The sequence below is a fragment of the Exiguobacterium sp. s91 genome, assembly GCF_018618915.1.
Classification (GTDB): domain Bacteria; phylum Bacillota; class Bacilli; order Exiguobacteriales; family Exiguobacteriaceae; genus Exiguobacterium_A; species Exiguobacterium_A abrahamii.
Map to the genome: position 1 here is coordinate 1,059,198 of NZ_JACSMZ010000001.1, position 15,701 is coordinate 1,074,898.

The following is a 15,701-nucleotide window of genomic DNA, read 5'->3' on the forward strand; positions in this document are numbered from 1 at the left end:
TGCTTCATTCAAGCAGGAAAGCGGGTCTTGTTTGTCTTTGAAGCGCATAAATGCGCTGTTCCTATAGAAGTTGCGTGTGACGCGTCATTTTTTTACAAGGAAAGGGTGGCAGAATGATGATCTGCCACCTTTTCCTTATAAATTATCGCTCCAATTGAGCGACTTGTTTAACCTGAGCGATGATCGTATCACGATCAGTCGTTGACGGATTGAGGCGGATGCCATACAGTCTTTCGGGCCCCACTGGCTTCTCATGCAATAACTGACCTTCGATGCACAAAGGTTCTTGACCCTCGATCAATGAGAACTCAACAACGATTTTCATTGATTTGAGGAGTGGAAGTTTTAGTTCTGTGCTGATTGCTAGTCCGTTCGGTGAGATATTATGAATTTTCATCAGTCCATTAGGAGTACGCTGATCATTTTTCAATAAATGAAATTCACCTGTTATTGGTTTTTTCAGCGTATATCGAAAGGGTTCATTCCGTTTGATTTTCATGTAGGCACCTCCAATCCCATTATCCGACAATTTCGTCAAGTCTTCTAGTTTTTTTTGGTCATGCAGCAGCGTCTGTCGATTGTTTCGTCGGATGGATACGTTTTGCTAAATACATGAATGGTGTCGCGAACCAAGCGACAACGAATTTCGCGAGATACGTCGTAATGAAGATTTGCCACCAGATGGAGAAGGGCATATCGTGAAAGGCAATCGCACAAAACGTCAACGTATCAAGCAATTGACTTAATACAGTTGACCCTGTCGTCCGTAACCAAAGCTTACGTTCGCCTGTCTTCTGACGGATTTTTGAATAAATAAAGACATCGAATAGTTGCGAGACAAGATAAGCGGCAAGACTACCGACAGCAATCCATGGTAAAAGTCCAAACAATAAATGCAAGGAATCGGATGTTTCGAGTGCAGCCTTATCAGCAAGTGGTGTATATAAGAGACTGAACTGCATGAGAACGGTCGTCGTGATCAGGGAGAAGAACCCCATATAGACGCCTTTACGAGCGACCTGTTTTCCGTATTTTTCATTGAGGATATCTGTCGCTAGATAACAACTGCCATACACGACGTTCCCTAACGTAAAGACGAAACCGAAAATATCAACGGTTTGTGTAACTTGGATGTTTGCAATGATTGTTGCGATGGCAATCCACATCAACAATCCTGTCTTACCAAATAAATAATAACTGAAAATCAATAATCCCATCGTTAAAAAAATGGAAGGGATCCATAACCATTCGTTCATGAGATATACTCCTTTCTGTTCATACAGATGAAAATTGTACGCTGAAATTCATCAACTGTCAAAGGTGATGAAGAGATGAGGGGCATTAAAAAAAGACCATAAGTTTCATGGTCTTTCGGACGGTCTTTAGCCCATTCGTTGCAGAGAGTACCGACGACGTCTTCCTTTGACGTAATAGTTCTCTGTCGACGTAAAATCATTCGCTTCCAAAATGCGTTTTGCAAACGAAGCGTGTGGAGATTGTTCAAGGACACGCGCGCGTACTTCGTGACGATCTAGTACCCCGGAATACGTCAATGCTTCAGCAACTGCTTGAGTAGCTAGACCCCGACGCGTATAGGGATCAAACACCATGAAGTCGAGTTGGAAGTAGTGACCCATTTTTAAGAGCAGAACCCGCCCCACGATCGTATCTGCTTCAACGATATCAAAGTAATAATCTTCAGGATAACTGTGCTCGACGGAATCAAAAGCCCGCTCTTCTCCAAGCTCATGGTCATACCCTTTGATTTCTTGCGGAGTCAGTCCATATGCTTGCTCGCCATACTTCAAGAAATGATCATACTCAGCTTGATCGACATGACGTAATGTTCGACGTCTCAATTCCATCACAAAATCCTCCCTCATCCCAATTGATGCTTCGTTTACATTATAGCGATACCCTCCGTGCAATTGCAAAAATTAACTGGAATCGATCCGCAGGAAGAAATCTAAAAAAAGTCATTCTGTAATCATCTTGTGATTGTTTTAATTACCTCGGAATATGGTAAAGTAATGATGTAGACAACTGCATACTGGAAGGGGCTGGAAAACGTGTTCACAGAACGTGACGGAATCAAATTGCGTCTAGAGCAAATCGAACGATTGTATTCGGACTTGAATCGTGAAGCGAAACAATTGACGGAACGCTTACGCCAATTAGATGAACAAGGGGATGAAGTTCAACATGATCTTTCCCTTAATAAAGAAGACCGCGATCATTTGAAGTCAAGCATTGATGAGACGCTTCAGGCACTCATGAAGCGGACGACGGTCGATGCAAAAGTCGAACAGGAAAAGCAAGAAGACCTGATTTCGAAAAAAGCATTGATTGAAGATATCGAAGGATTATTGAAGAAAAAGAAATGAGCTAGCTCCGGCTAGCTTATTTTTTTGTGGAGGAACACATTATGAAACCAACCATTGGACTGACGACATGTCTTCGTCCGACTGACGACGTGCATCATCGTGTGAAGCAGTTGTTAGCGGATGAGACGATACATTTTATCTACGTCGTGCGTCAGAAAAAAAGCATAGAACACTTGCAACAGGAGACAGGATTACCGGTGCTTGTCGTCGATAAACAACGGCTTGATTTATATCCATTAGGCGAGACGACATCGTTCTTTTTCCATCCTTCGAGTGCGGTGTTTCGCATCAAACAAATTGATGCAGGTGGAGGCGACCCTCTCATTGCGATCGGACGCTTATCGGAAGGGATGCGTGTGCTTGACTGCACACTTGGTCTTGGAGCAGATGCCATCGTCATGAGTCATGCCATCGGAGAGCGGGGGCGGATCATCGGGTTAGAAAGTCGGGTTGAGACAGCATTTGTCGTCAAGAACGGATTAAAACGGTGGGAAGAATCCTACGAACCGATCAATCAAGCGATGCGACGAATTGAAGTGAGAGTCAAACACCATCTCGCCTATTTGAAAGAATGTCCGGATAATTCCTTTGATGTCATCTACTTTGATCCTATGTTCGAACAGACCGTCGAAGAATCGACGCATCTCGACGCTTTACGAACGCTTGCGAATTATGAAGCCTTATCCGAGGAAGCGATGGTGGAGGCGAAGCGTGTGGCACGTCAGCGCATCGTTTTAAAAGCACATTATGAAAGTCCCTTGTTTGAACGGTTTGGGTTCGAACGAACAAAGCGGAAGACGTCGAAGTTGCATTATGGCGTAATTGAATTGTAAGTCAAAAAAAGACCTCTGCCGATGTTTCGGCAGAGGTCTTTTTTGTAATTCGCTGATTATTGAACTGCGTCTTTTAATTCGTCTTCCATCTCTTCAAACGTTTCCTGAACGGCATTGACCGGTTGTTTCGTCATCAAGCTGACAACGACCGTAAAGATCAAGCTTGTGAAGAATCCAGGTACCATTTCATAAAGCGTCGTACTGAGTCCGAGTTGAACCCAGATGATGACAGTCAAGGCACCTGAGATAATACCAGCTAGTGCGCCTTGTTTCGTCATCCGTTTCCAGTAAAGAGAAAGCAAGATGATTGGACCAAAGGCAGAACCGAATCCAGCCCATGCATAACCGACAAGTGCAAGAATCGTCGCTGATGGGTTCCACGCGAGAATACTTGCGATGACGGCAACGACAAGAACGGCAATTCGACCTGTCAGGACGAGTTCTTTATCCGATGCGTCTTTTTTCAAGAACGTCTTATAAAAATCTTCTGTCAACGCACTCGAAGTAACGAGCAATTGTGATGAAATCGTCGACATGATCGCTGCAAGAATCGCAGCCATCAAGAATCCTGTGATATACGGGTGGAATAGGACATCCGAGAAACGGATGAAGACTGTTTCCGGATCACCGAGTCCATTGCCTTGTCCTTCGAAATAAGCGATCCCGACAAGACCAGTCATCATCGCACCGATGATAGAGACGAACATCCAACCGATCCCGATGCGACGGGCACTTTTTAAATCTTTAACAGAACGAATCGCCATAAAGCGGACGATGATATGGGGTTGACCGAAGTAACCAAGTCCCCAAGCTAGGAAACCGATGATTCCAAGAATCGTTGTTCCTTTAAGTGGATCAAACAACGAAGGGTCTAATTTTTCAGCGTAATTGTAGGCACCATCGATTCCACCAACGTCTGTCAATGCGACGATTGGTACGAGAACGAGTGCGATGAACATGATACAGCCCTGGACGAAATCGGTCCAACTAACTGCGAGAAAACCGCCGAAAAGTGTGTAGGCGATTACGACCGCAATCGTCAAGAGCATACCATAGTGGTAATCAAATCCAAATGAGCTGACGAACAATTTTCCGCCAGATACGATTCCAGCTGATGTGTAGAACGTGAAGAAAATGATGATAACGAGTGCCGATACGGTACGAAGCACGCGTGATTTGTCTTCAAAGCGATTCTCTAAGAAATCAGGGATCGTAATTGAGTCGTTTGCCATTTCCGTATAGAGACGGAAACGTGGTGCGAGTACGATATAGTTTACGTAACATCCAATCAATAAACCGAGTGCGAGCCAAAGGGCTGATACACCTGTTGCATACATGGCGCCGGGAAGTCCCATGAGCATCCATCCACTCATATCCGATGCACCAGCAGAGAGTGCTGTGACACCTGGACCGAGATCGCGTCCGCCTAACATGTAATCTTCTGTATTCGTCGTTCGCTTGTAGGCAAAATAACCGATTGCCAACATGAGAACAAGATACAGGATGATCGAAATCCATTCTTGCGTCATAAAGTTAAATCCTCCAAATGCAATAGTTTTTTCAGCGATCAAGCATGTATTGACTTGTTCGCCAAATGATATGTTCCCCACCTTACAGGGGATAAAACGACTTTGCAAGTCACTTCATTTTCATGAAAAGTGCCGCCACGCCTAGTGCCTTAAGGGGTCGGGACGGTTTTAGTCCCTGTTAAAGTTCTACTACTCGAAATGTTCTGAATAATTTAATAAAACATAAATGATCCTAATAAATTAGGATCATTTATGTGATGTTAATTGGTCCAAAACCGTTGGTATGCGGCGCTTAAACGGTCTAATGCCTGATCTAATTGTGCACGAGGACACCCGATATTTAAACGTTCAAATGTTTCTCCACCAGATCCGAACGAAGAACCGTGCGTTAGAGCGATTTTTGCCTCCTTGACGAGCCAATCTGCTCGTGTTTTACTATCTAGTTCGAGTGCTTTGAAGTTGATCCACAACAGGAAAGTTGCTTCTGGAATGACAACGTCTAATTTTGGCATCTCTTGGCGAATCCGACGGATGGCATGGTCACGATTTCCTTCTAAATACACAAGTAATTGTGACAGCCATTGCTCACTCATAGCATCACCATACGCTACTGAAATCGCAGTCGAAGCCAATGCATTCGGGTGAACGAAATGACGTTGTTGGACACGTTCGATCTGTTGACGAATCGAGATGTCAGGTACGATTAGATAAGACGCATAGAGACCCGGAATATTGAACGTTTTGGATGGTGCACTCACTAAAATGAGTTTTTCATAATCCAAACCGAGAATGGGCGTGTGCACGGAACCTGTATAGACGAGGTCCGCATGAATCTCATCGGATACAAGATAAACATCATGTTGCTTCGCGAGTTCGACGATTTGTTGTAATTCTTCTCTCGGATAGACTTTACCGCTTGGATTATGCGGGCTACAAAGAATCATCATACGTGCTGTTCGCATTTGTCGTTCGAGAAGTGAAAAGTCAGTCTGGTACGTCTCTCCGTCTAAAAGAAGCGGATTTTCAATGAGTTGTCGTTGATTAGACTGAATGATTTGATGAAATGGAGGATAGACAGGTGTCTGGATGATGATTTCATCACTCGGTTCCGTCAGTGCGAGGACCGTATGTGCAAGTCCTGGAACAACACCACTTGAGTAGAGAATGGAATCAGTAGTGATTGTGACGTCATATCGCTTTTGAAACCATTGTTGAATTGCTCGTTTGGCTTCGTCTTCAAACATCGAGTAACCGAAATGACCTGTAGCAGCACGTCTAGTCAATCGTTCTGTCAAATGGTGGGGTGGACGGACGTCCATGTCGGCGACCCACATTGGAATTAGCTCATCTGATCCATATAGCGAAGGGAGCCCGTCCCACTTGACGGATCCTGTATTTCGTTTCTCGATCGTTTCATCAAAATTGATTTGTTCCATCAGACTTCACTCCTGTTCTTCAATAGTTGAATGACTCCATTTCACCATAGCGGATAGAGAGAGAGTGGGGCAAGTCGAAAAAATAAAGGTTTAACATTTATATGATCAGGCAATTACTAAACTCGAACCTACCATAATGAAACGGAGTGATGATCATGTTGCATTCTAAAGTAGTCGTCGGGCGATCGCCTGAGGAATTAGAGGAGAGACTAAATGAATTTTTTGAAAATAATGGGGTCGGATCAAACGCCATCATTACATTAAAATTTTCAACATTTGTTGCGTCTAAAGCGGATGAACATTATTCAGTTTTAGTCGTCTATGATAACTCGCTAACGAAAACTACACTGTAAATTAGTGACAAGAAGTTGAGCTGAAAAGCATCGACTTCTTGTTTTGTCTTTTTCTATAAGTTATACTAGAATTAGGTTTTACAAGCTTCCGTAGGTTAATGGCAGACCTCAGCAATGGTAATGCTGCAGTGCGAGTTCGATTCTCGCCGGAAGCATAGACACGTCTTCCGTCTCAAGTGATATATACTTGAAACGGAAGACTTTTTTCATGAGTTCGATATTTTTGATTTGAGGAGTGACCTCTATGCATCCAGTCATTCATTCTGTTGGTGATAAGATCAAGCAAGAACGAAAAAAACAAGGAATGACACAAAAAGCACTTTGTGAAGGAATTTGTAGTCAGGCTGAAATCAGTAAAATCGAAAATGGTCGAAATTCCCCAACGATTGATTTGTTACAGCTGATTTGTCGAAGATTACGCATCCCGATTTCATTGTTTTTTGAAGATGAAATCGTATCACAAAAGTTAAATGAGATAGACCAACGAATGATTCGGCATTTGCGTGAAAAAACGTATTCAGATATGGCAAAAGACTTAGCAAAATATGAGAACGTTAATAATGCGGTTGAAACTCAAATTTTAATTCGCTACCACCAAGAATTACTAGACTATGAAAGAGGAAATATTGATTTTCGGACATGTATCGCCTCCTTATTACAAGTTGTCAGACAGGAACAGGTCAAAGACAAATCCTTTCTTCTTTATACACGAATTCAGATGGTGATTGCTGTTCTGTATACGAACCACGAAGAATATAGTCGTGCCCATCAAATTTATAAGGAACTATTAGGCTTACCTTATCAAACAAGAGAATATAAAAAAATTCGAATGAAGATCATGTATAATTTCATACGTAATTTAGTAGAGTTTGAACGATTCGAAGAAGGGCTGCAGGAAGTTGAAAAGGTCATCGAAGAGACAAAACAATTGCAGGATTTAACGTATCTTGGACAGTTTTATTTTCAAAAAGGAATTTTATTAGAGGCGTTAAAAGGATCTGAATCAGAAACAAAGGAAGCGTATACGACCGCTTATTCTTTTTTCATTGCTACTCAGAGTCACTCTTATCTAAAAATCCTTGAAACCTATTTTTCTGAACACCTCTTATTTCCGATTAATGAAAGTGAGTGAATAAACGATGGAGATGAATACTTTAACTTCATCGATTGGTACAAAAATCAAACAATTTCGTATCGAAAAGCAAATGACTCAAAAAGAACTATGTGTTGATTTATGTAGTCAAGCTGAAATTAGTAAAATTGAAAACGGGTTAAATTCTCCGACTGTGGAATTAATAAAACAACTTGCTGTAAGGTTGCAAGTTCCCATCTCTTTGTTGTTTCAAGAACATACCGATGAGGAAAAGTTCTTTCAACTAGATCGCTTCTTATCCGATTTGCTTCGAGAAGAGAAATACAAAGAGGCGTTAGAGCGAATTCACCAGCAAGAAAAGGATAGCATCGTCGAAATCGACATTTTAAAAAGCTACATCAAGACGATCATTGAATTAAAGCAAAATCGAATCGATTTTCGGGCAGCAGCAAGCCTACTCAGCAACTTGTTGATTGAAAAAGAAGTCTGGTCTCAGTCCATTCAATTGTACATTCGAATCAAAATGGCAATTGCGAATATGTATTCAGAGCAGGATTTATTTCATTTAACGGAATCCGTGTATCAGGAATTAGAAAATGAAATCGAAGTTCTTCAGTCCAATACCCATCTAAATGCGCTATTGAAAATTTACTTCAATCATTGTCAGATCCTTGAGTACCAAGGGAAGTCTGAGGAAAGTATCGTCATCGCCAAAAAAGGATATGAGTTATGCTTGTTGCATAATCATACATTTCTATTCGGTCATTTTTATTATCAACTCGCTCACTATGATGAATACTTAGGTGAGGATGAGAAGTCACTCCAAAAACAATATTCAGTCGCCTATGCACTATTTCATGCATTTGAGCACGACGTTCGAAAGAAAATGATTCTTCGCATGAAGGAGTCGTATATGTTGTTCACTTTTGAGAATTAATAAAAAGGATACGTGACCTTCTTGGTAAACAAGGAGGTTTTTTCATGAAAAGTGCAACTCGTTTATTTTAAAGAGGTGATGAGATGAAGGACGAACATTCTATTGGTAAGAAACTCAAATTTTTTCGACAATTGAAGGGGTTATCGCAAAAAGAACTGAGTGCAGGGATTTGTAGTCAAGCTGAAATTAGTAAGATCGAGAACGGGAAGACGATGCCGACTGTGGAATTATTACAACAACTCGCAACAGTACTTCGTATTCCTATATCAGAATTATTAAAGAGCAATTCTGAACATCAATTGGAGCAGGTAAATATCCTTGATCAAAAACTTAGTACCTTACTACGCGAGAATGCTTTCGATGAATGTTTTCATGAAATGAAAAAAATCTCAGTAAGTGAATCTTCTGATGAAATAAGACGATTAATGACCTACTATGAAATTGTGATTGCATATCGAAAAAAACAAGTTGATTATCGAACGACCTCCGTTTTATTTACGCGATGGATGGATCAAGAGGATTTATGGGTGAAAGATCCGGTGCTTTACTTTCGAATCAAGATGGCATTATCCATTTTATATGCGGAATGCGGACAGTACCAACAAGCAGAAAAAATATATGATGAAGTATTACGCATTACTACAGAAATCAGCGGTCTAAAGAGTGAACGACTAAAGATTCTTTATAACTATGCAAAATTATTATATAAAATGGATCAGCCTCAAAAGGGTCTTCGTATCATCGAGGAAGGCATACAGCTCAGTCGACAATTGAGACAGACTTCCTACTTAGCACACTTGTATTATCAACGTGGCGAGTTTCATGAACGGATGGATACGAATTTTATGCAGATGAAACATGATTATACGATGGCGTATGAATTATTCTCTGCTTTTCAGATGAAACAATACGCTACTATCGTTCTAAAAACGAAAGGTTCATATTTACAATCTGTACTGGACTAAGATCATGACTAAAAAATACAAGAAAGGAGGAGGAAAGGTTGCGTATCGAGTCATTTGGTAAACAGATAAAACAACTACGAATCGAGAAAAATTTAACACAAAAAGAATTGGCAAAGGATGTATGTAGTCAAGCGGAATTAAGTAAGATTGAAAATGGAAAAATAATCCCAACAATCGATCTTGTTCAACGTTTGTCTCAAAAGTTACATATTTCAATGGGACAAATCTTCATCGATTCAAATGAAGTAAAGCTATTTCATGACTATGACGTACAACTGTCGGACTTTTCTAGGCAACGTCGTTATGATGAAATGCTAGAATTTATGAAACGTTTACCACCTAGTCTTCCTCCTTCCGTTCAATTATTGATTCATTATTTTGAATGGGTCGCTCGCGAAGGTAAAAAAGATATTGATTACCGGACATGTATCTCCCAATTGCTTCGCTTATCGGATGAACACCAAATGGAAATAGAGTATCCTGTTCTTTATTTACGTATTCGAATGTCGGTTGCGAACTATTATTACTTGAACGGTCAATATCCATATGCGCGAAAAATCTATGAAGGATTATTATCGTATGATTATTCGACATATGCACTTAAAAAATTACAGTGTAAAATCATATATAATCATGCGCAACAGTTGTATTTTCAAAATGACTTTAAAACAGGATTACAGGTTACTGAACAAGGAATTCGTTTATCCGTCGAACGAAAAGATACAGCGATGTTAGGACATTTCTTTTATCAAAGAGGATGTTTCTATGAAGAATTGAATTATCCAAAGTGTGATATCCATGATGCGTTTACTCATGCCTATTCACTTTTTACTGCCTTCGGCAATGAGAATCATGCCGCGTTAGTCTTAAAAGGTAAAAAACAATTTCTCCACTTTCAAATGTGAGGACGGAAGTGAAAGAAAGGATGATATAATGGATCACTTACCCGTCTCAATTGGTTATGAAATCAAGCGGCTTCGAAAAGAAAAAAAGATTACACAAGCAGAATTGTGTGAGGGCATTTGTAGCCAAGCTGAAATCAGTAAAATCGAAAATGGTAAAAATTCACCCACCATCGATTTGCTACAACAAGTCGCAAAACGATTAAAGGTACCATTGTCGATGTTGTTTCAAGATCATTTACGAAGTGATGTTTTTCAAACGTATGACGAACAATTAGCAGAACTATTGCGGACTAATCAATACGTTGATGCTTTAAAGATGATCGAACATGTTCTTTCAACGGTTGATTTTGAGGAAGTTCGTGATTTAGTAGCATATTATCAAGTCATCGTTCAGGAAAAAAGTGGTCAACTTCACTACCTAAAAGCCATTCAATCGCTCGGACGATTACTCAAAAAAGAACACCTTTGGTTTGAATCAGCTACTCTGTATGTAAGAATTCAGATGGCGATAGCAAATTTGTATGTTGAACACGGTGACTTCGATTTAGCGGAGAGTATCTTTCAAACATTGATTCATTCGAATTATCCATCCGTTGAATTGAAAAAAGTTCGCATCAAGATTTTATATAATTATGGACAACAATTATTAATGCAAAAAAAATACCTTGCCGGTCTAAAAATCACCGAACAAGGTATTCAAGAGAGTCTTCAAATAGAAGATGCTCATTTCTTAGGTCACTTTTATTATCAGCGAGGATATTTCACTCAACAATTGAATGGAGATCTTTCTGCTATCCAACGTGATTTTACGATGGCCTATTCCGTATTTCGTGCATTTGATATGCCACTTCATGAAAAACTGCTTCTTGAAGAACATGCAGAGTACATTCTCTTCCCAACTTAGAACGAACGACCGAATTGTCGGCATTCTTGAAGTGCTTGTTCGATTAATTCAGAGGCACGTTTCGGATATTGCTGATGTCCCTCGAGAATGACAGTCGATACATCCTCAATGCCGAAAAATGCCAATAGATCGAGCATGTAGCGAACAGCGTGTTCACTCGGTGCTTTCTCTTTCGTCGAGTAATCACCACCGCGTGAATGAATCAACAGGACTTGTTTGTCTTCAACAAGTCCAATCGAACCTTCGGCCGTATAACGAAATGTTTGACCAGCTTGAGCAAGGTAATCCATATAATTGTGCAGCGGTGCCGGAACCGTCAAGTTCCACATCGGAAATGAGAAGACGACCTTATCGGCATCTAAGAAACCGTTTAAATACTCCTGAAGTCGCTGTGCATGTGTCGCATCCTCTCCAGTTAATTCCTCGCCTTTAAAGAGGCGACCTGCCGCGCTCGCCAGTTTCAAATCGAAGAAGGGAAGACGTTCTTCAAATAAATTTAAAACCGTAACTGTATCATCCGGATGTGTTTCACGATACGCGTTCAAAAAGGCATCGTTCAATTCAGAGCTAATGCCTTTTTTTTGATGTGTGCTATCGTTCGCTTCAATGAATAGTAAATGTGACATAATCATTACTCCTTTCTATACCTCTCTATTCCCATTCTACTTAAAATCATGACTTCCCAATATTTTATTATTTTTAGAAAATTCAGGTTTTATTTTGGTTCTGATAAGGAAAATAAACGACAGGAACTAGAAAGAGGGGATGGCGGTGAATACACAGCGACGTTCTTCCAATAGTCTGCAATATCATCGAGAAATTCGAGCAAATTATCAGTTGTTCGGGATGATCATTTTTGTGTTGACGAGTTGTGGTGCCGTTTTATACATCGTGGCGAATATATTCAGTCGCTCCGGTTTAGATGGAGACGATTGGGTGCGAGCAATCGTCATTGCAAGTGCTGGAATCGTGCAATATTTTATCGGTAAAAGTACATTGTCGGATCGATTGAAGCCACATATGATGTCGAGTATTTTTTTATTGATTCCTTATATTTATTATCCATTCATTGATCGAGGTGTTCAGTCCGTTTGGGCATGCGCACTACTTTTTATTTTAGCGTCTCTTGTTGTTATTAACCGAACGATGTTGTTATACGCAACGAGCATCACGACGATCTCCTTACTCTATATCTGGTATCAAACCCCTTCATTAGAAAACGTTACGATGTTTGCATCTGATCATATCGCACGAATTGGACTTATCTTAATTGCGACGATCATCAGTTTATTAATCCACAATCAATACGTCACCCGTCTTGAACGTAATATTGACTACTTAGCACGTTTGCAAGAACAAGCATTTACGGATACTGTGACAGGTTTGTCGAACCGTTCTTCTTTTGTCATAGAAGTGGACAAGAAAAAACGAGAAGGCGACATGATTTGTCTTGTTGATCTGGATGATTTTAAAACCGTCAATGATGCTTTTGGTTACCGGACAGGTGACCGCACTTTGCACATCATTGGTCGTCGGTTAATGAATCGCTTTTCAGATTGTACGATTGCGAAAGCGAGTGGAAGTGCTTTTTTACTGCATGCTCCAAACCATTACGATGCACGAACTCTTTGTGACGATATTTTATCGAGTGTATCAGAGCGCGTTCAAATTGACTTTAAACAGATTAACGTCACTGCAAGTATCGGTGTTTCCTATGTAAATGACGAAACGACGGACCATGTCATTAATGATGCGGAGATTGCCTTATTCACAGCTAAATCCAATCGGAAAAATACGTATGCAATTACAGATTTAGCGACACAAAATGAACGAAAACGGGCGCTTCAATTAACACGCGACTTATACGATGCAGAGCTGGATCGCGACTTTTTTATTTTATTTCAACCTCAGGTCAATGCAAAAACGCGTCAAATTACAGGAGTCGAAGCATTGATTCGTTGGAATCATCCGGAATATGGTCTCGTTCCGCCAAATGAGTTCATTCCACTTGCGGAGCGGACACGTTTCATTGAGACATTAGGCGTTTGGGTCATGCGTCAAGCTTGTTTCCAAGGAAAAGCATGGTTGGAAGAGGGGAAGGAGCCGTTAACGATTTCTGTGAATGTCTCACCGTGGGAATTACGTCAACCCGATTTTATGGATCGCGTATTGGGGATTTTAAAACAGTCTGGCTTCCCTCCGTCATTACTCGAAATCGAGATGACAGAACACATCTTCATTGAAGGAACAGAGCAAATCATCGAGACATTAAACGCACTTCATTTATACGGGATCCGGATTGCGCTCGATGACTTCGGAACGGGATTCTCATCGATGCAATCGTTAGTGGAGTTACCGTTCGATCAATTGAAGATTCCAAAAGAAATCGTTCAAGAAGCCATTCATTCAGAGAAGAAACGAGCAATGATCGAGACGATCATTCAGTTAGGAAAGCGATTAGATATGACAATTGTAGCTGAAGGGATTGAATTAGAAGAAGAGGCGGTATTGCTCGAGCGATTGGGATGTCATACGTTGCAAGGATATCTCTTCCATCGCCCGTTACAACCAAGACAATTAGAACACTTTTTGACGATATATCGAGAAGGCTGACGATATGGTATATCAAAAAAAGAAAGGAAACAGGCGATGGACATAGTCCATCGCCTGTTTGTATAACTGTATATCAATGAATCACAGATACCGCGCAAAACGACGTTCGAGAACCTCTTGAATGACTGCGATACAAGAACAGATTCCCCAGTAAATGAACGCAACGACAAAATAGACGGTCATATAATCGAATTCGCGCCCACCGACGATTTTTGCTTTTTGAAAAATCTCAGGAACTGTAATCATGGCAGCAAGCGATGAAGCTTTAACCAGATCAAGCAAAACGTTTGAGAGTGGTGGGATGGCAATCCGGATCGCTTGTGGCAAAATGATGCCGACAAACGTCCGATACCTGGATAAACCGAGTGACGCTGACGCCTCTTCTTGACCACGATCAATCGACAACAAGGAGGAGCGAATGATCTCCGCCATGTACGCAGCACTGTTCAAACTAAAACCGGTGATGGCTGCTGTTAACGCGTCAAGTTGAATATTGATGACCGGCAGTCCAAAATACAACATGAACAGCAACACGAGAATCGGAACACCACGCATGAACGAGATATAAGCGCTCGCTCCGATGCGTAAAAGTCGAAGGTGAGACAGACGGCAAAGGGCAAGGATTAACCCGATTCCGAGACCAATGACCATGCTGAGCAAGGAAATCCATAGCGTCTGTCCCAGTCCACTCAAAATATAAGGAAACGATTCGACCGCCAATTCCGGATTGAAGACGGACCGCCAATCAATTGAAGACATCGTTAGTTCACATCGACGATCGTCGTTTTGACGTCAGGCATTTGGGAGACATCTTTTCCGGCATAGAATTGCTTCGAAATTTCCTTTAATGTGCCATCTTCCTTCATTTTATCGAGTTGTTCGTTAATGTTGGATTGAAGTTCCTTGTTATCTAAATCCATGATTAAACCAACCTGACTTGGATTATAAGCGATATCAGGATGAATCGTAATATCGAAGTCCTTGAAGAAATCGACAGCGAGTGTTTGCAAGTAGTAATCATTCAAGATAACGTCTGTTCGACCATTTGAGACATCTCGTAGATATTGATCGTTCGTCGCGTTATCGTACGTGACTTCTTTTGCACCGAATTTTTTAGCGATTTGCATATACGTCGTTGTAGCTTCTCCGGCAGCTTTTTTCCCTTTTAAGTCTTCAAGAGACTTGATGCCTGACAAATCACTTTTACGGACGATTGCCGTACCATACGTATATTTATATGGTTTTGAGAACGCGAATTTTTCTTTACGATCATCGGTGATCGTAATGTCGTTAGCGGCAAGATCAACTTGACCCGTATTGACACTTGTCAACATACCGTCGAATGACATCTCTTTGAATTTCACTTTCAAATCAAGACGTTTTGCTACTTCTTTGACGACTTCGACATCAAATCCAGTCAACTTATTGTTTTTCTCTTCATGATAAGATGTCGGAAAAAGTGTACCAGCCGTCGCGACGACGATCGTTCCTTCTTTTTGAATCTTATCATATGCGGTTGCCTTCTCCTCTTGCTGACCACATGCGCTTAATAAAATCGAGCTTCCTGCGATCAAGAGACCCGTAAATTGCATTGTTTTTTTCATCGTATTATTCCTCTCTTTATTTCCATGATCAATAACTCTTTTCATAGTTAAAAATACCACGGAATCATATGTTCGGGCAAAGTAATACGCGCACAAAGTGTAGAATTCAACCAAAAAAAATATTGAATGAATATCCAAGTTTATG

Annotated in this window: 16 protein-coding genes and 1 tRNA gene; 9 read left to right on the plus strand and 8 right to left on the minus strand. The window is 40.8% G+C overall.

Features of this window, described 5'->3' with window-relative positions:
* Positions 1-142: 142 nt before the first annotated feature.
* The 3 genes from KNQ06_RS05275 to KNQ06_RS05285 all read right to left on the minus strand — a co-directional run bounded on the left by KNQ06_RS05275 (position 143) and on the right by KNQ06_RS05285 (position 1,865).
* A complete protein-coding gene (locus KNQ06_RS05275; protein WP_195864839.1) occupies positions 143-499 on the minus strand; it encodes a PilZ domain-containing protein in 357 nt (118 codons plus the stop codon).
* A 58-nt stretch (positions 500-557) separates the two neighbouring features.
* Positions 558-1,256, minus strand: a complete 699-nt coding sequence (locus tag KNQ06_RS05280) for a queuosine precursor transporter (protein ID WP_029341956.1) — start codon at positions 1,254-1,256, stop codon at positions 558-560.
* 126 nt (positions 1,257-1,382) lie between these two features.
* Positions 1,383-1,865 carry a GNAT family N-acetyltransferase gene (locus KNQ06_RS05285; RefSeq protein WP_064299696.1) on the minus strand — a complete coding sequence of 161 codons (483 nt, stop codon included), beginning with the start codon at positions 1,863-1,865 and terminating at the stop codon, positions 1,383-1,385.
* Positions 1,866-2,069: 204 nt separating this feature from the next.
* Between KNQ06_RS05285 and KNQ06_RS05290 the strand changes: the two genes are divergently transcribed.
* Both KNQ06_RS05290 and KNQ06_RS05295 read left to right on the plus strand, forming a co-directional pair.
* On the plus strand, positions 2,070-2,384 hold the full coding sequence (locus KNQ06_RS05290) for a hypothetical protein (protein WP_023468579.1): 315 nt from the start codon (positions 2,070-2,072) through the stop codon (positions 2,382-2,384).
* Between the two features lie 41 nt (positions 2,385-2,425).
* Positions 2,426-3,217, plus strand: coding sequence for a class I SAM-dependent methyltransferase (locus tag KNQ06_RS05295; protein WP_214723522.1), 792 nt, complete (start codon positions 2,426-2,428; stop codon positions 3,215-3,217).
* 56 nt (positions 3,218-3,273) lie between these two features.
* Here KNQ06_RS05295 and putP read toward each other — a convergent pair whose 3' ends face one another.
* Both putP and KNQ06_RS05305 read right to left on the minus strand, forming a co-directional pair.
* A complete protein-coding gene (putP, locus tag KNQ06_RS05300; protein ID WP_214723520.1) occupies positions 3,274-4,746 on the minus strand; it encodes a sodium/proline symporter PutP in 1,473 nt (490 codons plus the stop codon).
* Positions 4,747-5,006: 260 nt separating this feature from the next.
* A complete protein-coding gene (locus tag KNQ06_RS05305) occupies positions 5,007-6,182 on the minus strand; it encodes a MalY/PatB family protein (protein ID WP_214723518.1) in 1,176 nt (391 codons plus the stop codon).
* 437 nt (positions 6,183-6,619) lie between these two features.
* Here KNQ06_RS05305 and KNQ06_RS05310 point away from each other — a divergent pair.
* The 6 genes from KNQ06_RS05310 (at position 6,620) to KNQ06_RS05335 (ending at position 11,339) form a co-directional block, all read left to right on the plus strand.
* A tRNA-Thr gene (locus tag KNQ06_RS05310) sits at positions 6,620-6,690 on the plus strand.
* An 89-nt stretch (positions 6,691-6,779) separates the two neighbouring features.
* Positions 6,780-7,667, plus strand: a complete 888-nt coding sequence (locus tag KNQ06_RS05315; protein WP_214723516.1) for a helix-turn-helix domain-containing protein — start codon at positions 6,780-6,782, stop codon at positions 7,665-7,667.
* A gap of 7 nt (positions 7,668-7,674) precedes the next feature.
* The gene (locus KNQ06_RS05320; protein WP_215147481.1) at positions 7,675-8,565 is read left to right on the plus strand and encodes a helix-turn-helix domain-containing protein; all 891 of its coding nucleotides are present in this window, start codon (positions 7,675-7,677) and stop codon (positions 8,563-8,565) included.
* Between the two features lie 83 nt (positions 8,566-8,648).
* Complete coding sequence (locus tag KNQ06_RS05325) at positions 8,649-9,530, plus strand: helix-turn-helix domain-containing protein (protein ID WP_214723511.1); 882 nt, start codon at positions 8,649-8,651, stop codon at positions 9,528-9,530.
* Positions 9,531-9,568: 38 nt separating this feature from the next.
* A complete protein-coding gene (locus tag KNQ06_RS05330; protein ID WP_215147482.1) occupies positions 9,569-10,435 on the plus strand; it encodes a helix-turn-helix domain-containing protein in 867 nt (288 codons plus the stop codon).
* Between the two features lie 28 nt (positions 10,436-10,463).
* On the plus strand, positions 10,464-11,339 hold the full coding sequence (locus tag KNQ06_RS05335) for a helix-turn-helix domain-containing protein (RefSeq protein WP_214723507.1): 876 nt from the start codon (positions 10,464-10,466) through the stop codon (positions 11,337-11,339).
* Here KNQ06_RS05335 and KNQ06_RS05340 read toward each other — a convergent pair.
* Complete coding sequence (locus KNQ06_RS05340) at positions 11,336-11,965, minus strand: FMN-dependent NADH-azoreductase (RefSeq protein WP_214770599.1); 630 nt, start codon at positions 11,963-11,965, stop codon at positions 11,336-11,338. The genes KNQ06_RS05335 and KNQ06_RS05340 overlap by 4 nt on opposite strands.
* A gap of 145 nt (positions 11,966-12,110) precedes the next feature.
* Here KNQ06_RS05340 and KNQ06_RS05345 point away from each other — a divergent pair, with 145 nt between their 5' ends.
* Positions 12,111-13,952, plus strand: a complete 1,842-nt coding sequence (locus tag KNQ06_RS05345; RefSeq protein WP_432277371.1) for a putative bifunctional diguanylate cyclase/phosphodiesterase — start codon at positions 12,111-12,113, stop codon at positions 13,950-13,952.
* An 81-nt stretch (positions 13,953-14,033) separates the two neighbouring features.
* Here KNQ06_RS05345 and KNQ06_RS05350 read toward each other — a convergent pair whose 3' ends face one another.
* Both KNQ06_RS05350 and KNQ06_RS05355 read right to left on the minus strand, forming a co-directional pair.
* Positions 14,034-14,711 carry an amino acid ABC transporter permease gene (locus KNQ06_RS05350; RefSeq protein WP_149427553.1) on the minus strand — a complete coding sequence of 226 codons (678 nt, stop codon included), beginning with the start codon at positions 14,709-14,711 and terminating at the stop codon, positions 14,034-14,036.
* Between the two features lie 2 nt (positions 14,712-14,713).
* Positions 14,714-15,556, minus strand: coding sequence for a transporter substrate-binding domain-containing protein (locus KNQ06_RS05355; protein ID WP_064299704.1), 843 nt, complete (start codon positions 15,554-15,556; stop codon positions 14,714-14,716).
* Between the last annotated feature and the right edge of the window lie 145 nt (positions 15,557-15,701).